Origin of the sequence: Streptomyces zaomyceticus (assembly GCF_014656215.1) — a bacterium.
GTDB classification, from domain to species: Bacteria; Actinomycetota; Actinomycetes; order Streptomycetales; family Streptomycetaceae; genus Streptomyces; species Streptomyces zaomyceticus.
The window spans coordinates 404,040-426,978 of sequence record NZ_BNBZ01000001.1 but is presented as its reverse complement, the minus strand read 5'-3'; the positions used below and the strand labels follow the sequence as shown (position 1 = coordinate 426,978).

The following is a 22,939-nucleotide window of genomic DNA, read 5'->3' as shown; positions in this document are numbered from 1 at the left end:
GATGCCATGAGACACCTGCGAAGAGTCCTGGTCGCGACGGGAGCCGTTCTCGCCGTCGTGACCACCCCGGCGGCGGCCGCCGCGTCCGCGCAGTCCATCGCGCCGCCCGTGAGCGTGGCCGACGCCGCCGTCGAACCGGGGACGATCGTCCAGGAGGGCGGTCCGCCGGTCGTGCCCGCCGGCGAGGAGGGGCCGGTCACCACCCGGCTCACCGTCACCCTGCCGCCCGGCGTCACCGGCCCCCTGCTGCCGGAACGGCTCGCCTTCCGGGGGCCGGAGCGGGAGGACCCGGGCCGCCCCGGCCGGCTGCTCACCTCCACCTGCGCGGTGAACGGCGGGCCGTCGAAGCCGTGCGCGTGGGACTCCCCCGACCCGGAGACGGGCGACGGCGTCTGGCTCGTCCTCGACCTGCCCGGGGCCGAGGTGCCCGCCGGGTCCTCGACCGTCACCTACGACATCACCCTCGACGTCCCCTCGGGTGCCGAGTGGCTCGGCACCCTCTCCACCACCGTCGAACTGGACACCGCCGCCGGTGTCGTGGCGCGCGGCGAGCTCTCCTTCCAGCTGGTCACGGGCACCCCCGAGGCCTACCGGCGCGCCTCGCTGCACGCCCGCGACCGCGACGGCGTGCTCTGGCAGTACGACGCCACCGGGAGGAACGAGCCGCTGCTCAAGGCCCGCAAGCGGGTCGGCGGCGGCTGGAACGTGTACACGGCGCTCACCAAGCTGGGCACCACCACCGCGTCGGGCTCGGGGGACATGGTGGCCCGCGACCGGGACGGTGTCCTCTGGTACTACCGGGGCGGCGGCGTGAAGCCGTTCGCGCCACGGGTACGGGTCGGCGGCGGCTGGAACGTCTACACCGGCCTCACCGGACTGCCCGGCGGCGACCTCGTCGCCCGCGACCGGGACGGCGTCCTGTGGCGCTACCCCGGCCCCGGCACGCCCCAGCGCCCGTTCGGGTCCCGGGTGCGGGTGGGCGGCGGCTGGAACGTCTACACGAGCGTGGTCGCCTTCGGGGACGGCCTCGTCGCCCGCACGGCGGACGGCAGGCAGTGGCGCTACGAGAAGGCCGACGGCCGGAACCCCGCCGTACCCTTCGAGCCCCGGCGACCGGTCGGCGGCGGCTGGAACGCCTTCACCGCCCTCGCCGGTACGGGCCTCGTCGGCGGCCAGGACACCTCCCTGGCGGCGAGGACGAAGGACGGCAGGCTGCTGATGTACGGCGTGCTGCGGTGGGGCGAGCGGAACGAGAACAGCGAGCCGTACCACCCGCGTCCGGCCGGCCACGGCTGGAACATCTACGACCTGATCGTCTGAGCCCGACGCATGACGCACGGGAAGTGCCCGACGCACGACGCCCGGGAACGGCGTACGGCGCACGGGGACGGCGCCGGGCCCGGAGGGATCCGGGCCCGGCGCCGTGTGCGTGCGGGGCGGGGGTCGCCCCGGCCCCGGGGCGGCGCGTCGGGTCAGTCGCGGCGGCCCCGGTTGCCGGGGCGGTTGGCGACCCAGGCGCGGATCGTGTCCGCGTACCAGTAGGGCTTGCCCGACTCCACATGGTCGGGGGCCGGCAGCAGTCCGTGCTTCCGGTAGGAGCGGACCGTGTCGGGCTGCACCTTGATGTGTGCGGCGATGTCCTTGTACGACCAGAGCCTGCTGTCCGTCATGCCTGGTACCTCCCTGCGCACCGCGCAGCGGCGGCGGGGGTGCCGTTCGGGGGCGCTGCGGGCGGGCGTTGGCGATCACTGAGCCATTGCCCCCTGCAACGACCCCTCCAGACCGGAGGAGAGCGCCTGTCGAGCGCCTGTGACGGAAACCCCGCGTAACGGAGACATGCGTGACGGCGAAGGGACATGCGTGACGAAAGCGGGGCATGGGGACATCGGTGTGTCCCCGTGCGTCACCCCTGGTCAGGAAGGTATGCGCCGGGTCACACGCCGCAGGAACGCAGGAAGCGCCGGGTGCGGAGCGCGATCGGGTACGGGACGTCCGCCTCGCACGGGTACATGTCCTGCTCGACGATCGCGAACAGGTCCACGTCCAGCGCCGCCGCGGCGGCGAGCACCGGTTCGAGGGCGGGCACCCCCGACGGCGGCTCGCACATCACGCCGCGCGCCACCGCCGGACCGAACGGCACCCCCTCGGCGACCACCCCGGCCAGGATCTCCGGGTCGACCTGCTTGAGGTGGAGGTAGCCGATCCGCTCGCCGTACGTCTCGATCAGCTTGAGGCTGTCCCCGCCGGCGTACGCGTAGTGCCCGGTGTCCAGACAGAGGGACACCGCCTCCGGGTCGGTGGCGTCGAGGAACCGCGCCACGCTCTCCTCGTCGTCGACATGGGTGTCGGCGTGCGGATGGACGACGATCCGCAGCCCGTACCGCTCGCGCACCTCCCGTCCCAGCCGCTCGGTGAGCCCCGTCAGGTCCCGCCACTGGTCGGCGGTGAGGGTCCGGTCCTCCAGGACCTCGCCCGTGCGGTCGTCCCGCCAGAACGACGGGATGACCACGAGATGCTCCGCGCCCACGGCCTGTGCCAGGGCCGCGTTCTCCGCGACGTGCGCCCAGGTCCGGTCCCAGACGTCCGGCCCGTGGTGGAGGGAGGTGAAGACCGTTCCTGCCGAGACCCGCAGGCCGCGCCGCGCGGTCTCCTCCGTCAGGACGGCCGGATCCGTGGGCAGATAGCCGTACGGGCCGAGCTCGATCCACTCGTAGCCGGCGCCGGACACCTCGTCGAGGAAGCGCTGCCAGGGCACCTGCCGGGGATCGTCGGGGAACCACACCCCCCAGGAGTCGGGGGCGGAGCCGATCCGGATGCGGGGTGGGGACGACGGCCGTGATGACGGCGAGGACGGCTGCGGCGACGGCGAGGACGGCTGCGGTGACGTCATGCCTGCCACCTTCGCCGCGGTCCGAGAGCAGCGTCAAGCACGCCGCACCGGCCCGGTCGGGCCGTCCGAATGTCCGGACATATCGTTGACACGCCTCCGGGCCGACGACTAGACCTGGGTGCGGACAGACCTGGGCGCGGAAGCCGGACGCGAGAGGTGGCGCGGGTGGAGTCGGAGCCGTACGACCTGATCACCATGGGGCGCCTCGGCGTGGACCTCTATCCGCTCCAGGCCGGGGTCGGGCTCGACCGGGTCGACACCTTCGCCAAGTTCCTCGGCGGCTCCCCGGCCAACGTCGCCGTCGCCGCCGCCCGCCTCGGCCGCCGCACCGCACTCCTCTCCCGCACCGGGGCCGACCCCTTCGGCACCTATCTGCGCCGCGAGCTGAAGGGCTTCGGGGTGGACGACCGCTGGGTGACCGAGGTCGAGGAGTACCCCACCCCCGTCACCTTCTGCGCCCTCTTCCCGCCCGACGACTTCCCCCTCACCTTCTACCGCCGCCCCAAGGCCCCCGACCTGGAGATCCGCCCGCACGAGCTGGACCTCGACGCCGTCCGCGCCGCCCGGGTCTTCTGGGCGACCGGCACCGGCCTGTCCGCCGAGCCCAGCCGCACCGCGACCCTGACGGCGCTGCGCGCCCGCTCCGGGCGTGAGGTGACGGTCCTCGACCTGGACTGGCGGCCGATGTTCTGGGCGGACCCGGCGGCGGCCCGCCCGTACTACGCCGAGGCGCTGCGGCACGCGACCGTCGCCGTCGGCAACCTCGACGAGTGCGAGGTGGCGACGGGGGAGCGCGAACCGTACGCGGCCGCCCGCGCGCTGCTGGCCGCCGGGGGCGACGGCGGGCCGCGGCTCGCCGTGGTCAAGCGGGGACCCGAGGGCGTCCTCGCGCTCGCCGCCGACGGGACGAGCGCCGAGGTGCCGCCGCTGCCCGTGGAGGTCGTCAACGGCCTCGGAGCGGGAGACGCGTTCGGCGGGGCGCTCGTCGACGGACTGCTCGCCGGACGGGACCTCGACACGACCCTGCGCCACGCCAACGCCGCCGGCGCGATCGTCGCGGGCCGCCTCGCCTGCTCGTCCGCCATGCCGTACGCCGCCGAGATCGCCGAGGCGCTGGCGAGCGGAAGCGGCACCCTCCCGGAGAAGGGGTAGGGATCGGCCATGAACACCGACCGCCCCCCGTCCCTCCCGCACCCTCCGCCCCGGAGCCGATTCCCGTCCCTCCACATCCCCGCGGGAACCGCCGCCCGCGGCCCCTACGCGCTCGACATCGACCCCGAGCGGGCCGGATGGACGTACTCCGCTCTCCGGGTCCTCACCCTCGGACCGGGGGAGATTCACTCCTTCGGGAGCGGGGATTGCGAATGGGTCGTGCTTCCCCTCTCCGGTGCCTGTAGCGTGCGCGTCGACGGCGAGATCCTCGAACTCCTGGGCCGCGCGAGCGTGTTCGAAGGAGTGACCGACTTCGCCTATGTACCGCGCGACGCCCACGCCCAGATCGCCTCCGGTGCGGGAGGCCGCTTCGCTTTGGCAGGAGCGAAGTGCGAGCGACGACTCCCCGCCCGCTACGGCCCCGCGCCGGAGGTTCCCGTCGAGACCCGCGGCAGCGGCAACCGCGCACGCCAGGTGCGGAACTTCGCCTCGGCCGACGCTTTCGACTGCGACCGGCTCATCGCCGTCGAGGTCGTGACGCCCGGCGGCAACTGGTCCTCCTACCCGCCGCACAAGCACGACGAGCACCGCCCCGGCGCCGAGTCCGTCCTCGAGGAGATCTACTACTACGAGACCGAGGGCCCGGCCGCCGTCGGCTACCAGCGGATCTCGCCCTCCCGCCCCGGCGGGTCCGACCTCCTCGCCGAGGTCGGGACGGGCGACGCCGTCCTCGTCCCCGACGGCTGGCACGGCCCCTCGATCGCCCAGCCGGGTCACGCCCTCTTCTATCTCAACGTCATGGCGGGCCCCGGACCCGAGCGGGAGTGGAAGATCTGTTTCCACCCGGACCACACGGAGGGATACGCATGAGCATCCGGCTGACCGTCGCCCAGGCCCTCGTGCGCTTCCTCGCCGCCCAGTACACGGAACGCGACGGGGAACGGCAGCGGCTCGTCGCCGCCACCTGGGGCATCTTCGGCCACGGGAACGTCGCCGGAATCGGCCAGGCCCTCGTCGAGAGCCCCGCGCTCATGCCCTTCCACCAGGGCCGCAACGAACAGGCCATGGTCCATGCCGCAGTCGGCTACGCCCGCCAGTCCAACCGGCTCTCCGCCCACGCCGTCACCACCTCCATCGGACCCGGCGCCACCAACCTCGTCACCGGCGCCGCCCTCGCCACCGTCAACCATCTGCCGGTCCTGCTCCTCCCCGGCGACACCTTCGCGGGCCGCCCCGCCGACCCCGTACTCCAGCAGCTCGAAGTCCCCTACGCGGGCGACGTGTCGGTCAACGACTGCCTGCGGCCCGTCTCGAGGTACTTCGACCGCGTCGGGCGCCCCGCGGCCCTGGTCCCCGCCGCGCTCGCCGCGATGCGGGTCCTCGCCGACCCCGTGGAGACCGGCGCGGTGACCCTCGCACTGCCCCAGGACGTCCAGGCGGAGGCGTACGACTGGCCGGAGGAGTTCTTCGCCGAGCGGGTCTGGCGGGTCCGCCGCCCCCGCCCCGACACCGCCGAACTCGACGCCGCCGTACGGGCCGTCGGGGCGGCGGAACGTCCGCTGATCGTCGCCGGCGGCGGGGTGAGGCACAGCCGGGCCGAGGACGCCCTGCGCACCCTCGCCGAGCGGACCGGCATCCCCGTCGCCACCACCCAGGCCGGCAAGGGCGTCCTGCCGTACGACCATCCCTGCGAGACCGGCGGCATCGGCCACACCGGCAGCTCCACCGCGAACTCCCTGGCCCGGACCAGCGATCTGATCCTCGGCGTCGGCACCCGGTACACCGACTTCACCACCGCGTCCGGCACCCTCTTCCCCGACGGCGTCCGCTTCGTCAACCTCAACATCGCCGGCTTCGACGCCCACAAGCTGGCGGCGCTCCCGCTCGTCGCCGACGCGCGCGAGGGCCTCACGGCGCTCACGGACGCCCTCGCCGGCCGGGCGCCCGCCCCGGACCGGTGGCGCACGGCCAAGAGCGACTGGCAGGAGCGCGTCGACGCCGCGTACGCCGTCCCCGACGAGGACGCCCGCCCCACCCAGGCCCAGGTCCTCGGCGTACTCGACACTCTGGTCGACGACACCGACATCCTGATCAACGCCGCCGGATCGCTCCCCGGCGACCTCCACAAGCTGTGGCGGACCCGGTCGCCCGACCAGTACCACGTCGAATACGGGTACTCCTGCATGGGATACGAGATCCCTGCCGCCCTCGGTGTGCTGCTCGCCGCGCCCCACCGGCCCGTCTGGGCACTCGTCGGAGACGGTACGTATCTGATGAACCCCACCGAAATCGTCACCGCCGTGCAGGAGCGCCTCCCCCTTCGGCTGATCGTCCTCCAGAACCACGGCTACGCCTCGATCGGCGGACTCTCGGAGGCGGTCGGCGCCGAGCGCCACGGCACCGACTACCGCCACCGGGACGCGGACGGCGGTTTCACCGGACCGCCGCTCCCCGTCGACCTCGGCGCCAACGCCGCCTCGCTCGGCATGCGGGTCCTGCGCCCCCGCACCGTGCGTGACCTGCGGGAAGCCCTCGCGGACGCGCGGAGGGCGACGGTTCCCACATGTGTCTACGTCGAGACCGAAACGGCAGACACTGTGTCGGGCCCGCCCCCGGCCGATGCATGGTGGGATGTGCCCGTGGCCGAGACCTCGACCCGCCCGTCGGCGGTCAAGGCCCGGGAGGAGTACGACCGGCACGTCACCGCCCGACGCCGCCATCTCTGAAGGAGCATTTCGTCATGACGAACACCGTCAAGACCGTCAACCACTGGATCGGTGGCAAGACCGTCGAGGGCACGTCGGGCAACTGGGGCCCGGTCACCGACCCGGCCACCGGCGCCGTGACCACGAAGGTCGCGCTCGCCTCCGTCGAGGAGGTCGACGCCGCCGTCGCCGCCGCCAAGGACGCCTGGGCGACCTGGGGCACCTCCTCGCTCGCCCAGCGCACCACCATCCTCTTCAAGTTCCGCGCGCTGCTCGACGCCAACCGCGACGCCATCGCCGAGCTGATCGTCGCCGAGCACGGCAAGGTCCACTCCGACGCCCTCGGCGAGGTCGCCCGCGGCCTGGAGATCGTCGACCTGGCCTGCGGCATCACCACCCAGCTCAAGGGCGAGCTCTCCACCCAGGTGTCGAACCGGGTGGACGTGGCGTCCATCCGCCAGCCCGTCGGCGTCGTCGCCGGCATCACGCCCTTCAACTTCCCGGCCATGGTGCCGATGTGGATGTTCCCGATCGCCATCGCGACCGGCAACACCTTCATCCTCAAGCCGAGCGAGAAGGACCCCTCGCCCTCCCTGAAGATCGCCGAGCTGCTCGCCGAGGCGGGCCTCCCGGACGGCGTCTTCAACGTCCTGCACGGCGACAAGGTGGCCGTGGACCGCCTCCTGGAGCACCCGGACGTCTCCGCGATCTCCTTCGTCGGCTCGACCCCGATCGCCCGGTACATCCACACCACCGCCTCCGCCAACGGCAAGCGCGTCCAGGCGCTCGGCGGCGCGAAGAACCACATGCTGGTCCTCCCGGACGCCGACCTCGACGCGGCGGCCGACGCGGCCGTCTCGGCGGCGTACGGCTCCGCCGGCGAGCGCTGCATGGCCATCTCGGCCGTCGTGGCCGTCGGCTCCATCGCCGACGAGCTCGTCCAGAAGATCCGCGAGCGCGCCGAGAAGATCAAGATCGGCCCCGGCACCGACCCCACCTCCGAGATGGGCCCGCTCATCACGGCCGTCCACCGCGACAAGGTCGCCTCCTACGTCCACGGCGCGGCCGACGAGGGCTGCGAGGTCGTCCTCGACGGCACCGGCTACACGGTCGAGGGCCACGAGGACGGCCACTGGATCGGCCTCTCCCTCCTGGACCACGTGCCGACCACGGCCAAGGCCTACCAGGACGAGATCTTCGGCCCGGTGCTCTGTGTGCTGCGCACCGAGTCGTACGAGGAGGGCCTCGCCCTCATCAACGCCTCCCCGTTCGGCAACGGCACCGCGATCTTCACCCGCGACGGCGGCGCCGCCCGCCGCTTCCAGCTGGAGGTCGAGGCCGGCATGGTCGGCGTGAACGTGCCGATCCCGGTGCCCGTCGGCTACCACTCCTTCGGTGGCTGGAAGGACTCGCTCTTCGGCGACCACCACATCTACGGCAACGACGGCGTGCACTTCTACACCCGCGGCAAGGTCGTCACCACCCGCTGGCCGGACCCGTCGGACGCCCCGGCCGGTGTCGACCTGGGCTTCCCGCGCAACCACTGACAGCACCGGAACGAACCGGCCCCCGGGACACGCGACCGCGCGCCCCGGGGGCCGCTTCCGTCCCGCCTCCGTCGGCCGGCGGCTTCGCGCGCGCCTCGCGGGCACGGCCCGTGGACACGCCCGTGGACACCGGTGGCGGACACCGGCGGCGGCGTGCGGATACCGCAGCCGTGGTACGCCGACCCGGCACCGTACGACTCCAGGAGGGCGGGCGGCTCCGTCCTCGGACAGCCGAGGTCCGCGGCGGGCCCGCTTAGGCTCGACACCATGCGACTCCGACTTCCCCGGTGGGCCGCGGTCACCGCCGTCCTCGCCGTTCTCGCGGGTGCCGGCACCTGGACCGCCGTCGCCTCGGACGATCCGCCGCCCGTGCACCGGGCGGACCGGATGATCGACCTCGACGGCGCCCGGCTCGACACCTCGTACTTCACCGGCGACGGTGACGGGCGACGGCCGGCCGTCCTCCTCGGCCACGGCTTCGGCGGCTCCAAGGACGACGTCCGCGCCCAGGCCGAGCAGCTCGCCCGGGACGGCTACGCCGTCCTCACGTGGTCCGCGCGCGGCTTCGGCGCCTCCACCGGCGAGATCGGTCTCAACGACCCCGACCACGAGGTCGAGGACGCCCGGAAGCTGATCGACTGGCTCGCCGCCCGGCCCGAGGTCCTCCTCGACAAGGCCGGCGACCCGCGGGTCGGCGTCACCGGCGCCTCCTACGGCGGGGCGATCTCCCTGCTCGCCGCCGGACACGACCCGCGGGTCGACGCCATCGCCCCCCAGATCACCTACTGGAACCTCGCCGACGCGCTGTTCCCCGAGGGCGTCTTCAAGAAGCTCTGGGCCGGGATCTTCTTCTCCGCCGGGAACGGGGCGGGAGCCGGTCCGGGTTTCGTGACCGCGCCGAGCACCGGCACGGGCGAAGGGACCGGAACGGGGACGGGGACGGGGACCGGAAGCGGACCGAAGGGCGCCACCCGCCCGGGGACCGCGGCCGGGAAGCCCGCCTCCTGCGGGCGCTTCACCGCCGAACTCTGCTCCCTCTACCAGCGTGTCGCCGTCTCAGGGAAGCCCGACGCCGCCGCCCGCGCCCTTCTGGAGGCCCGCAGCCCCTCCGCCGTGGGGGCCCGCGTCAAGGTGCCCGCGCTCCTCGTCCAGGGCCAGACCGACTCCCTCTTCACCCTGGCCCAGTCCGACGCGATGGCCCGCACGATCACCGCCAACGGCGCCCCCGTCGCGGTCGACTGGATCGCCGGCGGCCACGACGGCGGCGACCGCGAGACCGAGCGCGTCGAGCGGCGCATCAGCACCTGGTTCGACCGCTGGCTCAAGCGCGACACCACCGTCGACACCGGCCCCGCCTTCCGGGTGAGCCGCACCGGTGGCGTCGACTCCACCGACGGCCGTGCCACCCTGCGCGCCGCCACCGCCGACCGCTATCCGGGCCTCAACGCCGGAGCCACGGCCGTCCCCCTCACCCGGGTGGCCGGGACCTTCGGCAACCCCGCCGGTGCCGCACCCCCCGCCGTCTCGGCCGTCCCCGGCCTCGGCGGCGGAGTCGCCGGGCTCTCCTCCCTCGGCGTCGGCCTCTCCCTCGACTTCCCCGGCCAGCACGCCAGGTTCGACGCCGAGCCGCAGAACGAGCCGCTGCGGATCACCGGTTCGCCGACCGTCCGCGTCAAGGTCACCTCCACCGCCCCCGACGGCTCCGCCGTCCTCTTCGCCAAGGTGTACGACGTCGGGCCCGACGGCCGGCAGCAGGTGCTGCCCGCCCAGCTCGTCGCCCCCGTCCGCGTCGAGGGCGCCAAGGCCGGGAAGAGCGTCACGCTCACCCTGCCCGCGATCGACCACGAGGTGGAGGCCGGGCACCGGCTCCGGCTCGTCGTCGCCGCCACCGACCTCGGCTACGCCTCCCCGGTCGTCCCCGCCGGCTACACCGTCGCCGTCGAGAGCCCGCTGACCGTCCCCACCGCGCCCGGCCTCGACACCCAGGCCGCCGCCCTGCCCTGGTGGGTCTGGGGCCTGCCGCTCCTCGGCCTGGCCGTCGCCGCCGCGCTTCTGCTCACGGCCCGCCGCCGCACCACCGCGCCCGCACCCGACCCCGAACTCGCCTCCGTGCCGCTCCGGATCACCGGGCTCTCCAAGAAGTACAAGGGCGGCGACCGGTACAGCGTCAAGGACCTGTCGTTCCACGTCGAGCGGGGCCAGGTGCTCGGTCTCCTCGGGCCCAACGGCGCGGGCAAGACCACCACCCTGCGCATGCTGATGGGCCTGATCACCCCCGACGAGGGCGAGATCCGGGTCTTCGGCCAGGCCATCCGGCCCGGCGCCCCGGTCCTCTCCCGGGTCGGCTCCTTCGTCGAGGGCGCGGGCTTCCTGCCGCACCTCAACGGCCGGGAGAACCTGGACCTGTACTGGAAGGCCACCGGCCGCCCCGCCGAGGACGCCCATGTCGAGGAGGCCCTGCGCATCGCGAACCTGGGCAGCGCCCTCGACCGCGCCGTCCGCACCTACTCCCAGGGCATGCGGCAGCGCCTCGCCCTCGCCCAGGCCATGCTCGGCCTGCCGGACCTGCTGATCCTGGACGAGCCCACCAACGGACTCGACCCGCCGCAGATCCGCGAGATGCGGGAGGTGATGATCCGGTACGCGGCCGGCGGCCGTACCGTCATCGTCTCCAGCCACCTCCTCGCGGAGGTCGAGCAGTCCTGCACCCACCTCGTCGTCATGGACCGGGGACAGCTCGTGCAGGCCGGACCCGTCGCCGAGATCACCGGCTCCGGCGACACCCTCCTGGTGACGCTCGGGGCGAGCGTCCCCGACGCCCTCGTGGAGAAGATCGGCGCCCTGCCGGGCGTCAGCTCGGCGACCCGCACCGACGGCGGGCTCCTCGTCCTCCTCGACGGCCTCGACCCGACCGCCCTCATCGGCGAACTCGTCGGTCTCGACGTGCCGCTGACCGGGGTCGGCCCGCACCGGCGTCTCGAGGACGCCTTCCTGACCCTGATCGGAGGAGGAGCCGCATGAGCCTGCTCGACACCCCCACGGCCCCGGCGGACTCCGCCCCCGGCTACCGCGCCGGACGCACCCTGCCGCTGCGCGTCGAGGCCCTGCGCCAGTGGAAGCGGCGCCGCACCCTCGTGATGGGCGGGATCCTGGTCGCCCTGCCGTTCGTCCTGATCATCGCCTTCGCGGTCGGCGGCGACCGGGACGGCGGCGGCAACGGCCGGATCACCCTGATGGACACGGCGACCGCCTCCGGCGCCAACTTCGCGGCCACCTGCCTCTTCGTCTCGGCCGGCTTCCTCCTCGTCATCCCGGTGGCGCTGTTCTGCGGGGACACCGTCGCCTCCGAGGCGAGCTGGTCCTCACTGCGCTACCTGCTGGCGGCGCCCGTACCCCGGGCGCGACTGCTCGCCTCCAAGCTGGCGGTCGCCCTCGGCTACAGCGCCGCCGCGATGGTGCTCCTTCCGCTCGTGGCCCTGGCCGCGGGCACGGTCGCCTACGGCTGGGGGCCGCTCCAGCTGCCCACCGGCGGCTCGGTGCCCGCCGGGGACGCGCTGTTCCGGATCGGTGTCGCCGTCGTCTTCGTCTTCGCCTCCCAACTCGTCACCGCGGGGCTGGCCTTCTGGCTCTCCACCCGCACCGACGCGCCCCTGGGCGCGGTGGGCGGAGCCGTCGGCCTGACCATCGTCGGCAACGTCCTGGACGCCGTCACCGCGCTCGGCGACTGGCGCGAGTACCTGCCCGCGCACTGGCAGTTCGCCTGGATCGACGCGCTCCAGCCGCAGCTGGAGTGGGGCGGCATGGTGAAGGGCACGGCGATCTCGCTGACCTACGCCCTCGTCCTCTTCGCGCTCGCCTTCCGAGGCTTCGCCCGCAAGGACATCGTGTCGTAGCCACCAGGAGGACCCCGGGGAGCCGCCGGGGGCTCGGGGTCTTCTCACAGCCACCCCCTTCGAGCCGCTTCCGCGCCCGCGCGGAAGCGGCTCGTCGTGCCCAGGGCCGCCATCAGTTCGCCCACCCGGCGGCTGTACGTCCGCGCGGACATGCCGAGCCTGGCCGCCGCCGTCTCGTCCGTGACCCCCGACAGAAGGGCGTCGAGCACCGGACGCAGCTGAGGTGGCAGATCGCACGGCGGCGGTGGGGGCACCTGCGCGTACGTCAGCTCCTCGGCCGTCACCCAGCAGGCCTGATGGGCCCGGGCCAGGGCCTGCACGACCACCGGGTCCCGGATCAGCAGCAGCCCGTTGTAGAGCAGCTCCAGGTCGAGCGGGACCGCGGCCACCGTCCGGTCGACGACGATCATCTTGAACGGGATCGACTCCGCGAGACGGGCCCGGCCGGGAATCCGCGGACCGCCCTCCAGTACGGACAGGGCATGGCGCGGCACGATCCGTCTGACCTCGCCGGCCCGCTCGGCCGCGGCCCGCATGCACGCTCCCGCGAGTTCCAGGAACGGCTCGGGGATCGCGCAGCCCGCCGACGCGACCGGGTCGTCGAAGGTCAACAGCTCGTACCGGGTGGAAGCGGCCAGCCCGGCGAGCGCCGCGCTGATGCGCCGCGCACCCCGGACCGGGCGCCCCGCGGGCCGCTGTCCCTCGGTCGCGGCCCGGTTCATCGCCGAACGGGCGAGCATCACGGAGCCCGCGCTCTCTGCCACCGCTGACCACCCCCGCCCGATCGATGTCCACTCCATGTACGCATGCGACTGCACACGGTGACAACCCCTGTTGAGAAGGATGGCGAATCCATGCCACCGGTTGTCGCGGCGATCACCGTTGCCGCATCGAGATCCATCCGCAACCCCTTCGACTGCTCCCAGCGGGCCGCTCGTTCGTCACATTCACAAGTGCCTTACCAAGAGGGGGAGATGACATGGAACGACACACCCAGAGGGTGGACGTGCGCCGCCGTGGCCGGTTCTCGGTCACCGTGGCGGGTCTGCTCGCGGCCGGACTCGCCGTCGGAGGCTGTGGCGCGGGGAACGACGCGGGCACCGCCGACCGGTCGGCACGCGAGACCGGCCGCACCGCCCCGGCGGCCCCCGACGGAGCGGGCAGCGCGAACCCGGAGGGCGTACGGGAGGACGCCAGGCCCTCCGCGGCACCCGCCCCCGACTACCTGTCCACCTTCGCCCTGGACGTGGACACCGCCTCGTACGGCTACGCCCGCCGCACCCTCGCCGAGGGGCGGCTGCCCGACCCGGCGACCGTACGGCCCGAGGAGTTCGTCAACAGCTTCCGTCCCGACTATCCGCGCCCGTCGGACAACGGTTTCAGCGTGACCCTCGACGGGGCCCGGGCCGACCGGGACGGCTGGTCCCTCGTCCGGGTCGGACTCGCCACCCGCGCTGCGGACAGGAAGGGCGAACGCCCGCCCGCCGCCCTCACCTTCGTCGTCGACGTCTCCGGATCGATGGACGAGCCGGGCCGGCTCGACCTGGTCAAGGAATCCCTCGGTCTGCTCACCGACGAGCTCCGCGACGACGACTCGATCGCCCTCGTCACCTTCAGCGACACGGCCGAGACCCGGCTGCCCATGACCCGGGTGGGGGAGGCCCGCGGCCGGATCCGCGAGGTCGTGAACTCCCTCGCGACGAGCTCCTCCACCAATGTCGAGGCGGGCGTCCGCACCGGTTACGACGTCGCCGTCGACGGTCACCGGAAGGGCGCCACCAACCGGGTCGTCCTGCTCTCCGACGCGCTCGCCAACACCGGTGCCACCGAGGCGGGGACGATCCTCGAACGCATCGACGCGGAGCGGCGGAAGTACGGCATCACCCTCTTCGGCGTCGGGGTGGGCAGCGAGTTCGGCGACGCGTTCATGGAGCGGCTCGCCGACCGGGGCGACGGCCAGACCACGTACGTCTCCACCTCCGCGCAGGCCCGCAAGGTCTTCGTCGACCAGCTGCCCGCCCATGTCGAGCTGCGCGCCCGCGACGCCAAGGCGCAGGTCTCCTTCGACCGGCGGACCGTCGAGAAGTTCCGGCTGATCGGCTACGAGAACCGGGAGGTCGCCGACGAGGACTTCCGGAACGACGGGGTCGACGGCGGCGAGGTCGGCGCCGGGCACACCGTCACCGCGCTGTACGCGGTGCGGACCAGGCCCGGCGCGACCGGCCCGGTGGCCACCGCCACCGTCCGCTGGCTGGACCCGGCGACCCGCGCCCCGCACGAGCGGTCCGGCACGGTCGGGACGGCAGGTCTCACCGCCGACATCTGGGGCGGCGGGCACGACAGTCTGCAACTGACGGCGATCAGCGCCTACTTCGCGGACACGCTGCGGGGCGGCGGGCTGCCGGGCGCCCCGGGGCTCCCGGCGCTCGCGGAGCGCGCCGAGTCGATCGCCGGCCGGTCGGGTTCGGCGGTGGTCCGGGAGCTGGCCGAGGCCGTGCGGCAGGCCGACCGGTTGCTCGGACGGTCCGAGGGGCCGGGTCGGGCGCCGGACGGAGAGCCCACGCGCGAGGGCGAGTTGAAGTCGGGTGACCCCTACAGCTGACGCGGGCGGCGGTTCGCGGGGGCGGGCCCGGGGCGGCGGGCCTCGGGTGGCAGGCCTCGGGCGGTGGGCGGCAGGCCGGCGCGGGCCGGCCGCGGCCCCCGTGCTGCGGTCGGCGGGCGACGGGCGGGCCGGACCGGAACCGGTCGTGTGCGGGTCACGGCGGCCGTTCGCGGGTCAGAATGGCCGCATGGCCTCCCTGTTGCTCGCCCTCGCCGTCGGATGCACCGGCCTGTACGCCGGATTCATGCTCATCTTCCAGACCGGGATCATGCCCGCGCTCGCCCGTCTGACGGACGCCGAGTTCGTCACCGTGATGCGCCGGATCAACGAAGCCGTGCCCAGGGGCGTGTTCCTGGTCGTCTTCCTCGGTGTGATCGCCTTCCCCGTCGCCGCGTTCTTCGTCCCCGGCGACGGGCGTACGGACACCCAGAAGTGGCTGGTCCTCGGGGGCCTCGTGTGCGCGGCCCTCAACCACGCGGTCACCCTCGGCGGGAACATCCCGCTCAACAACGCCCTCGCCGCCTCGGAGGCCACCGGTGACCGGCCGGCGGCCGTCCGCGCCGCGTTCGAGAAGCGCTGGAACGGTTTCCACGGGATCCGTACGCCGCTGATCGTCGTCGCGTTCGGCCTGCTGACCGCCGCCGCCGTCCTGTAGCTCCGCAGCCGCCGCCGTCGCGTAGCCCCGCGGCCGCCGCCGCACGGCCGTCCGCCGCACAGTCGGCCTCGACGGCGCCGTCCGCCGTGAAGCCCTCCGCCGGACAGGTGTCGGCCCCGCAGCGCTCGGGGTATTTGTCCGGACTGTCCCGGAGGGGCCGCTTCCGGAACCGTACCCGGCGGGCGGTTTCTGGCGTGAACTCGCGCGTGTCGGCCTCTCCCGCATCCGCAAGGACCCTGCGAAAGCGTACCTACGAGTCCGGAAACAGTCTTCCGGCATGTACTGGTCTGCGCCAGTGACGAAAATCCTCCGCCCTTATACCCCTACAAAGGGGGTGAATGACCCCGATATCCGGGGTTGGGTTTCCGTACCCTCCGGTTTCTTATTGACATGCCTACGGGGGTCTTTTCTAATCATCGAGAGTCAACCCGCGCGCTGACACCGCACAGACACTGAGGGGGCAAGGTGGACGTCCGGATTCTGGGGGGACTGTCGGTACGTGAGCAGGGGGTGTCGATCACCCCGACATCGGCCGCGCCCCGGCAGCTCCTCGCCCTGCTCACCGCCAGTGCCGACCAGGTCGTCCCCGTGACGGTGCTCACCGAGGAGCTCTGGCCGTCCGGCGCTCCATGGGGCGCCCGCGCCGAACTCCAGTCCTACATAGCCGAGTTGCGCACCCTCATCGCGAGTGCGCTGCGCGGTGCCGCTCCGGCGGACCCCGCCCCCGGCTGGTCCGACCGGCGCACCGCCGACGCGATCCTCGTCTCTCAGCCCGGCGGCTACCGGCTCGACACCGGTGGCGGGGTCAACGACGTCTGGCAGTTCGAGCGCGCGGCGGGCGCCGGCTACCGCGCCATGGAGGCGGGCGACCTTCCGCGCGCCGCGCTCCGACTCGGCGAGGCGCTCGCCCTGTGGCGCGGCGAACCCTACGCGGGCGTCGCCGCCGGGCCCCGGCTCCGCAGAGAGATCGAACGCCTCGAAACCTCCCGGCTGAGCGTCCTCGACCAGTGGGTCGAAGCGCAGTTGGGCCTCGGCCGGCACGCCGATCTCGTCTCCGAGCTCTCCGGGCTCGTCGCCCGCTACCGCACCAACGAGCCGCTCCACGCCCACTACATGGTGGCCCTGCTGCGCTGCGGACAGTACGACGAGGCCCTCACCGTGTACGAGCGGCTGCGCGCGGCCCTGAAGGGGGAGACCGGCATGGAGCCCTCCGCGCGGCTCCGCCGCCTCCAGCGCTCGGTCCTCGCCGTGCGGAACACCACGGTCCGTCCCGTGTACGCGCCCCGCGTCCCCGCCCAGTACAGCCCGGTCAGGGCCGGGCTCGTACCCGCGGGTTCCGTCGGCTGACCACCTGACGGAACGCCGGTACCGCCATGCGGACCGCGGTGGGAACCGCGCCGTCACGGCGGGGCCGTGACGGGGAATGAAGTGCGGCAACTCACCGTTGACCGACTCCCGAAGCCGAATTAGTTTCGGCGAGCAGGACGGGTTTCCTCCCAGGTGCCCGATTTCGCTCGACCACGGGGGTATGGGGCCATGACGTTGCACGGCGCGGACGGAGCCGGTGGTGCCGACGCGCTGCTCACGGTCCTCGAACTGCTCGCCCGGCAGGCCCCGCCCGCCCACTTCGACACCCTCCTCGCCGAGGCCCGGACCGCCGGACTCCCCGACACGGAACTCGCCCGCCTCGAACGGGCCGTCGCCCTCGCCGACGAGGTCCGGGAAGGCCGGGAGCGGGACGCCCGCGAACAGGACGCCCGTCGCGAGGCCGGAATCGCCGCCCTCACCGACACCGCCCGCGACCTGACCTTCTCCTACGACCTCGACAGCCTGCTGCGCGTCATCACCCGCCGCGCCCGCCGGCTCCTCGGCCTCGACCTCGCGTACGTGACCCTCCGCGGCCCGCACGGAGCCTGCTACGTCCACACCACCGAAGGCTCCCGCGCCGGTCACGGCACCGAGGGGCCGCGGCTCGCCCCCGGGCTCAGGATCGCGGAGGGATACGGACTCGGCGGCGCCGTCCAGGCCCACGGCGAGCCCGTCTGGACCGCCGACTACCTCGCGGACGAGCGCTTCGCCCCCTCCGGTTCACTCGACGCGGGCGTCCACGCGCCGGCCTTCGACGAGGCCGCCGAAGCAGCCCTGCGCGGCGAGGACCTGCACGCGATCATGGCCGCCCCGCTGCGCAGCGGCGACACCGTCATCGGCGCCCTGCACGGCGCCGACCGGCGCGTCCGCGACCACACCGCCGAGGAGATCGGGCTCCTCGCCGCGCTCGCCGACCTCGCCGCCCTCGCCGTCGAGAAGGCCGGACTCCTCGACCGGACCCGGGCCGAGGTCTCCGAACTGGAACGGGACAGCTCCCGGGTGCGCACCAGCCTGACCCGGATGCGGCACGTCAGCGAGGCCCACGGCCGCATCATGAACCTCGTCCTCTCCGGCGGCGACCTGTGCAACGTCGCCAAGGCCGCCGCCGACGCCCTCGACGCGACCGTGATGATCCGCGACCAGGGCGGCCGTCTCCTCGCCACCGCCGGAGACATACCCGGCTTCGACGAGGAGGCCGTCGCCAAGGCCTCGCTCGACGCGCACGCCCGGCGCCGCCCCGTCCTCGCCGACGACGACACCTGGGTCGCCCCCGTCCTCGCCGGCTCCGAGGACCTCGGCGGCCTCGTCATCCGTGCCGCCGGCGGCCTCACCGGCGAGGACGAGAGGCTCCTCGAACTCGCCGCCCAGTCCGTCGCCTTCCTCCTCCTCATGCGGCGCTCCACGGCCGTCGCCGAGGGACCCGTACGCGACGAACTCCTCGACGACCTCATCGCCGACCCGCCGCACGCACCGCAGCAGATGGCCCAGCGCGCCCGCCGTCTCGGCGTCGACCTGCGCAAACCGCATGTGCTCGTCCTCGCGCGGCCGGAGGGCGGCGAGCAGGGCCGGGCCGTGGTGTGGGCGTCCTCGTACGCGTACCGCCTCACCGGTCTGAAGACCGTGCAGGGCGGCTGCATCGTGCTGCTGCTCCCCGGCATCGACGCCTCCGCCGCGGCGAAGGCCGTCGCCGCCGAACTCTCCCCGCTGCTCGGCCACCCCGTCTCGGTCGCCGCCGCCGGACCCGGCTGGAGCCCGGACGGTGTCGCCCGGATGCACCAGGAGGCCGGGCGCTGCCTGGACGCGATGAGCGCGCTCGGCGGCACCGGCTCGGCCGCCTCCGTGCAGGACCTGGGCTTCCTCGGGCTGCTGCTCTCCGACGACAACGACGTGGACGGCTTCGTCGAGGCGGCGATAGGACCCGTACTGGACTACGACGCCGAGCGGTTCACCGACCTCACCCACACCCTGGAGGCGTACTTCGCCTCCGGCGGCAGCCCGACCAACGCGGCCGAGGCACTGCACGTCCACCCCAACACCGTCTCGCGCCGCCTGGAGCGGATCGGCGAACTCCTCGGCCCCGAGTGGCAGAAGCCGGGCCAGGTCCTGGAGGTCCAGCTGGCGCTGCGCCTCCAGCGCACCCGGGAGGTGCTGGCCAGGGGCCGCGCGACGGCGGACCCGACGCGTCAGCTGCCGGGCCCGCCGGAGCGGGGGAACTGAGAGAGCCTCAGCTCGCCGAGCGCCCCGAGCCGTAGCCGGAGCCGTAGGACGACTCCCAGTCGCTGGCGGCCAGGACCGTCGCCGCGTGGGCCGCCGACGCCAGCGTGATGTGCCGGTGCCAGCCGCGGAACGAGCGGCCCACGAAGTCCCGCAGCCCCGCCCCCTCGCCGACCTCGACGAAGTCCCGCTCCACCCGGCGGGCCAGCTTCGTCAGCCGCAGCAGGGAGCCGACCGGCGAACCGGTCAGATCGCTGATCCACACCCGGGACGGCGCACGCCGGGGGTCGTCCCACTCACCGAGCAGCACCAGCGGCCGCATCCGCTCCCCGCCCGGCGTGGGCAGCGCCACCCGGACGGCGGTGGCGAGCGAGGTCCGCGAAGTCCGCGCGCCGGCCACGGTGTCCACCCAGCTCACCGGCCTGCGCAGCCCCTTGAGCGACTCCAGGATCTGGACGGCGGACAGCGGCCCCGCCCCGAAACCGGGCAGCGAACGGTCGGCGATCGCGAGCCGGGACCCCGGACCGATCCGGGCCACGACCGGCACCCCGGCCCCGGCGAGCCGGGTGAGGGCCGCCCGCCCCGCACCGCCCCGGATGTCCAGCAGCACCGGCTTGCGGCTGACGTCGGACCAGCGGGCCGTGTCCAGCGCCGCGGCGACCGCGCACTCCTCGAGGGTCTCCTCGCCGGCCTCCTGGGGAACCTCCGCACGATCGCGCCTCGTGCGGTCGTTCACCCAGGGATCCGGCAGGAACAGACGCCAGTTGACGGGCACGCTCAGCTCGTCGCTCGCGAACCACACCCCGAAGGCCTGCTGACCGTGGAAGACCTGGCCGCGCTCCGGGTCGAAGCGCCGGTCCACGCCCACCGAGTGCTCCCCGGCCTTCGGGATCGGCATGGGCCGCACCACCCAGGCCTGCGGGCAGCTGTTCCGCTCCAGATACCGGGCGAGCGACGCCCGCATCGGCTGCCAGTCCCAGGTGGAGCTGGAGACGAAGTGGTGCAGGCTCTGCTCGGCCGCGGGACCACCTATCTGCGCGGCGATGTTGCGGATGGACTTGCGGCCCTGCGCGGTGAGCAGGCCGTGCAGGTACTGCTCGGCCTTGAGGCGCTGGTCACGGCGCGGGAAGCCGGAGAACAGCGCGCCACACAGCTCGGCGTAGACGTCCTCGCGCGAGCCGGCCGCGCCGACGGACCTGACGACGCCCAGGGGAACGGCCGGGGAGACAGCCCCGGTGACGGCCCTGCGCTTGGTTGCGACGGATGTACTCACGACACTCCTGCCCGAAGGTTGCGCAGCTCCCTCCCGCTGCTCCACCACCGTCGCCCGTACCCGCCCCCGGGGACGAGGTGTACCCGGCACCCGAATCGGCCGCCGGATGGTGGCCGGACCACCTCTCGTCGTGTCGTCGCAGGTCGAAGCCGTCTTCACCCGCCCCGCGGGGACCCCGGGGAAGGCCTTCCCGAATACCCCTCGGGGGATCTGACAGACTCTCCGGCCCGGCTTTGACCCGTCGCAGGGCGTGGCCGGACCATCGCAGAGCGAGGCTGCACGGGCCGGACTCCGGTTAATGCCCCAGGCCGGGGTTCGTGCCTGTGCGCCTCGCCTTGATCCGTCCCTCGTAGGCTGGGGTGATGCGACTCCGCGCCGAACTGCCGGTCGCCGGGGTGGTGGCCGCCGGCGGCGCCCTCGGCGCGACCGCCCGCTACGGCGCGGGGCTGCTGTGGCCGACCCCCGAAGGCGCCTTCCCCTGGACGACGTTCACGGTGAACGTGCTCGGCTGCGCCCTGCTGGGTGTGCTGATGGTCCTCCTGACGGAGCGGCCGGCCGAGTGGTCGTCCGAGCCCCCGCACCCGCTCCTCCGCCCCTTCCTCGGCACCGGGTTCTGCGGCGGGTTCACCACCTTCTCCACGTACAGCCTCGAAACGGAGCGGCTGCTGAGCGCGGGCGACCCGACGCGCGGTCTGCTCTACCTCGGCGCGACCGCGGTCACCGCGCTCCTCGGCGTGGGTGCCGGGGTCGCCGTCACCAGGGCCGTGCACCCGAGGAGGGGGCGGGCGTGAACTGGCTGCTCGTGATCGCCGGAGCCTCCGTCGGCGCGCCCCTGCGCTACCTCACGGACCGCGCGGCGCGGGCCCGGTTCGGCCCCGGCTTCCCCTGGGGCACGTTCCTCGTGAACGTCGTCGGCTCCTTCGTCCTCGGGCTGCTCACCGGGGTGACCTCGGCCCAGGTCCATCTGCTGCTCGGCACGGGCCTGTGTGGGGCGCTGACCACGTACTCGACCTTCTCGTACGAGACGCTGAAGCTGTACGAGGACGGGGCGAAGGGGTACGCGGCGCTCAACGTCGCCGGGAGCCTGGCCGCCGGGCTCGGAGCCGTATGGCTGGGAGTGGAGACGGCCGGGCTGTGGTGATCCGCCGCCTCAGGCGGTGATCCAGTCGCTGGTCGCGATCACCGGCTGCACGCCGTCCCGGTGGATGGTGCCTTCGATGAGGCCGTACATCCGGTCCGCGGCGAAGTAGACCTCGTTGTCGTTCTCGAGGCCGAAGGGCTCCAGGTCCACCAGGAAGTGGTGCTTGTTCGGCAGGTTGAGCCGGACCTCGTTGACCGTGGAGACGTTGTCGAGGACCCGGTCGGCCATCGCGTGCAGCGTCTGCTGGAGCGAGTAGCTGTACGTCTCCGCGAACGCCTCCAGCATGTGACGGCGCACCTTCTGGTAGGAGCGGTCCCAGTCGTGCTCCTCGTCCGCGGCCGCCGGCGCCGAGTTCGCCCAGCGGGCGGTCACCTTGGTGGCGAGGATCCGGTCGTACGCCTCCTGGAGCGTCGTGTACCTGTCCTTGATGAAGCCGTGGAACTCGGAGTTCGTCGAGTTCATGACGGTGAGGTCCTTGAGGCCCGAGAGGACCTGGAGCCCGGTGTTCGCCGAGTAGGTGATCTGCGCGGTGCGGACCTCCTGGCCCTTGCGGGCGAAGGAGTGCTGCTCCTTGCGGGTGGGGACGGATATCCGCTCCCAGGCGTACTCCTCCACCCGGATCTGCGCCTCGTGGATCACCGCCTGCGAGGTCACGAAGTGCTTGGCCAGGAGGATGCCGAAGGCCTCGGGGGAGGCCACGCCGTGCTCCTTGGCGAAGGCGTAGACCGTGTTCTTGGTGGTGTCGGTCGGCAGGCAGTTGCCGTTGTCGCCGGTCAGATGGACGTCGCGGTACTCGCCGCGCAGCGCCACCGACACGTTCAGGTCGCGGATCTCGTGCCACGCGCCGTCGTTGCCCTTGCGGGTCACGGCGACGATGCGGTTCTCGGCCTTGCCGTACTGGTTCTGCGCCAGGACGTGCTTGCTCATGTGCTGCTCAGCTCCTGCGGGTACGTGGATACGGATATCCCGTACGCCCGGCGTCCAGCGTCCCCGTCGTCCCCGAGGGTTCCGCTCCCCGCCGTCCGGCCCGTGAACGGCGGGCCGCCCCGGGACTGACGAGCATCCCGGTCCGTAGGTGTCGCTCGAAGATATGTCCCCTTCCGGCCAGTGGCAATGGGTGGGCGCCGAACCCGGGGGAGCCCGGAACCTGTGGGCCGGGTCACCCGGACGTACGGGACGCGTCAAGACGGGCTCGGGCGGCGTTAGGGGCACGTCAACGGAGGCGGCGAGGCGGCCGGGGAGAGGTTTCCTCATCTCGTCCGAGAATCCGTTTCTCGTCCGAGAACCCTTTCTTCCTTCTTCCTGCATCCGGGAGCTCACGATGGCCGACGTGGCCTTCGTCGTCACCACGATCGCGGTCTTCGCGCTGGTGGCCTTCATCGCCAAGGGGGTGGCCAAGCTGTGAGTGCCGAGAACATCGTCGGTCTGCTGGTGGCCGCCGCCCTCCTGGGCTACCTCGTCCTCGCCCTCGTCAAGCCCGAGAGGTTCTGAGGCCGATC

General features: G+C 73.3%; 20 protein-coding genes. 15 read left to right on the top strand and 5 right to left on the bottom strand.

Going from position 1 to position 22,939, the window contains the following annotated elements:
- Nucleotides 1-6: 6 nt before the first annotated feature.
- Nucleotides 7-1,320: a tachylectin-related carbohydrate-binding protein gene (locus tag IE311_RS01845; RefSeq protein ID WP_189829704.1), complete on the top strand. Its 1,314-nt coding sequence runs from the start codon at nucleotides 7-9 to the stop codon at nucleotides 1,318-1,320.
- A gap of 152 nt (nucleotides 1,321-1,472) precedes the next feature.
- On the opposite strand, the gene IE311_RS01840 is transcribed toward IE311_RS01845, so the two are convergent.
- Both IE311_RS01840 and IE311_RS01835 read right to left on the bottom strand, forming a co-directional pair.
- Entirely contained in the window at nucleotides 1,473-1,670 is a 198-nt protein-coding gene (locus IE311_RS01840) for a helix-turn-helix transcriptional regulator (RefSeq protein ID WP_189829703.1), read from the bottom strand.
- 263 nt (nucleotides 1,671-1,933) lie between these two features.
- Nucleotides 1,934-2,890: a sugar phosphate isomerase/epimerase family protein gene (locus IE311_RS01835; protein ID WP_189829702.1), complete on the bottom strand. Its 957-nt coding sequence runs from the start codon at nucleotides 2,888-2,890 to the stop codon at nucleotides 1,934-1,936.
- A 195-nt stretch (nucleotides 2,891-3,085) separates the two neighbouring features.
- On the opposite strand from IE311_RS01835, the gene iolC reads away from it, so the two are divergent.
- From iolC to IE311_RS01805, 6 genes are all read left to right on the top strand, one after another.
- Nucleotides 3,086-4,042 (top strand): 5-dehydro-2-deoxygluconokinase, encoded by a 957-nt coding sequence (iolC, locus tag IE311_RS01830; protein WP_189829927.1) that lies wholly within the window; start codon nucleotides 3,086-3,088, stop codon nucleotides 4,040-4,042.
- A gap of 9 nt (nucleotides 4,043-4,051) precedes the next feature.
- Nucleotides 4,052-4,912, top strand: coding sequence for a 5-deoxy-glucuronate isomerase (iolB, locus tag IE311_RS01825; RefSeq protein ID WP_189829701.1), 861 nt, complete (start codon nucleotides 4,052-4,054; stop codon nucleotides 4,910-4,912).
- Nucleotides 4,909-6,768 carry a 3D-(3,5/4)-trihydroxycyclohexane-1,2-dione acylhydrolase (decyclizing) gene (gene iolD, locus IE311_RS01820; protein WP_189829700.1) on the top strand — a complete coding sequence of 620 codons (1,860 nt, stop codon included), beginning with the start codon at nucleotides 4,909-4,911 and terminating at the stop codon, nucleotides 6,766-6,768. Before iolB ends, iolD begins: the two co-directional genes overlap by 4 nt.
- A gap of 14 nt (nucleotides 6,769-6,782) precedes the next feature.
- Nucleotides 6,783-8,294: a CoA-acylating methylmalonate-semialdehyde dehydrogenase gene (gene mmsA, locus IE311_RS01815; protein ID WP_189829699.1), complete on the top strand. Its 1,512-nt coding sequence runs from the start codon at nucleotides 6,783-6,785 to the stop codon at nucleotides 8,292-8,294.
- Nucleotides 8,295-8,561: 267 nt separating this feature from the next.
- A complete protein-coding gene (locus tag IE311_RS01810; RefSeq protein WP_189829698.1) occupies nucleotides 8,562-11,315 on the top strand; it encodes a CocE/NonD family hydrolase in 2,754 nt (917 codons plus the stop codon).
- Entirely contained in the window at nucleotides 11,312-12,187 is an 876-nt protein-coding gene (locus IE311_RS01805) for an ABC transporter permease (protein WP_189829697.1), read from the top strand. Before IE311_RS01810 ends, IE311_RS01805 begins: the two co-directional genes overlap by 4 nt.
- 44 nt (nucleotides 12,188-12,231) lie before the next feature.
- On the opposite strand, the gene IE311_RS01800 is transcribed toward IE311_RS01805, so the two are convergent.
- Nucleotides 12,232-12,951: a helix-turn-helix domain-containing protein gene (locus IE311_RS01800; RefSeq protein ID WP_189829696.1), complete on the bottom strand. Its 720-nt coding sequence runs from the start codon at nucleotides 12,949-12,951 to the stop codon at nucleotides 12,232-12,234.
- Between the two features lie 215 nt (nucleotides 12,952-13,166).
- Between IE311_RS01800 and IE311_RS01795 the strand changes: the two genes are divergently transcribed.
- From IE311_RS01795 to IE311_RS01780, 4 genes are all read left to right on the top strand, one after another.
- Nucleotides 13,167-14,789, top strand: coding sequence for a vWA domain-containing protein (locus IE311_RS01795; RefSeq protein ID WP_189829695.1), 1,623 nt, complete (start codon nucleotides 13,167-13,169; stop codon nucleotides 14,787-14,789).
- A gap of 187 nt (nucleotides 14,790-14,976) precedes the next feature.
- Nucleotides 14,977-15,444: an anthrone oxygenase family protein gene (locus tag IE311_RS01790; RefSeq protein WP_189829694.1), complete on the top strand. Its 468-nt coding sequence runs from the start codon at nucleotides 14,977-14,979 to the stop codon at nucleotides 15,442-15,444.
- Between the two features lie 465 nt (nucleotides 15,445-15,909).
- The gene (locus tag IE311_RS01785; protein ID WP_189829693.1) at nucleotides 15,910-16,791 is read left to right on the top strand and encodes an AfsR/SARP family transcriptional regulator; all 882 of its coding nucleotides are present in this window, start codon (nucleotides 15,910-15,912) and stop codon (nucleotides 16,789-16,791) included.
- A 189-nt stretch (nucleotides 16,792-16,980) separates the two neighbouring features.
- Nucleotides 16,981-19,029, top strand: coding sequence for a helix-turn-helix domain-containing protein (locus IE311_RS01780; RefSeq protein WP_189829692.1), 2,049 nt, complete (start codon nucleotides 16,981-16,983; stop codon nucleotides 19,027-19,029).
- A gap of 7 nt (nucleotides 19,030-19,036) precedes the next feature.
- Here IE311_RS01780 and IE311_RS01775 read toward each other — a convergent pair whose 3' ends face one another.
- Nucleotides 19,037-20,299, bottom strand: a complete 1,263-nt coding sequence (locus tag IE311_RS01775) for an IS701 family transposase (protein ID WP_189829691.1) — start codon at nucleotides 20,297-20,299, stop codon at nucleotides 19,037-19,039.
- A 362-nt stretch (nucleotides 20,300-20,661) separates the two neighbouring features.
- Here IE311_RS01775 and IE311_RS01770 point away from each other — a divergent pair, with 362 nt between their 5' ends.
- Complete coding sequence (locus IE311_RS01770) at nucleotides 20,662-21,090, top strand: fluoride efflux transporter FluC (RefSeq protein ID WP_189829690.1); 429 nt, start codon at nucleotides 20,662-20,664, stop codon at nucleotides 21,088-21,090.
- A complete protein-coding gene (crcB, locus tag IE311_RS01765; protein ID WP_189829689.1) occupies nucleotides 21,087-21,440 on the top strand; it encodes a fluoride efflux transporter CrcB in 354 nt (117 codons plus the stop codon). The genes IE311_RS01770 and crcB overlap by 4 nt, the downstream gene beginning before the upstream one ends.
- Before the next feature lie 9 nt (nucleotides 21,441-21,449).
- On the opposite strand, the gene pucL is transcribed toward crcB, so the two are convergent.
- Nucleotides 21,450-22,367 (bottom strand): factor-independent urate hydroxylase, encoded by a 918-nt coding sequence (gene pucL, locus IE311_RS01760; RefSeq protein ID WP_189829688.1) that lies wholly within the window; start codon nucleotides 22,365-22,367, stop codon nucleotides 21,450-21,452.
- Between the two features lie 148 nt (nucleotides 22,368-22,515).
- Between pucL and IE311_RS01755 the strand changes: the two genes are divergently transcribed.
- Both IE311_RS01755 and kdpF read left to right on the top strand, forming a co-directional pair.
- Nucleotides 22,516-22,845, top strand: coding sequence for a hypothetical protein (locus IE311_RS01755; RefSeq protein WP_189829948.1), 330 nt, complete (start codon nucleotides 22,516-22,518; stop codon nucleotides 22,843-22,845).
- Nucleotides 22,842-22,931 carry a K(+)-transporting ATPase subunit F gene (gene kdpF / locus IE311_RS01750; protein ID WP_033204243.1) on the top strand — a complete coding sequence of 30 codons (90 nt, stop codon included), beginning with the start codon at nucleotides 22,842-22,844 and terminating at the stop codon, nucleotides 22,929-22,931. Before IE311_RS01755 ends, kdpF begins: the two co-directional genes overlap by 4 nt.
- Nucleotides 22,932-22,939: the final 8 nt, after the last annotated feature.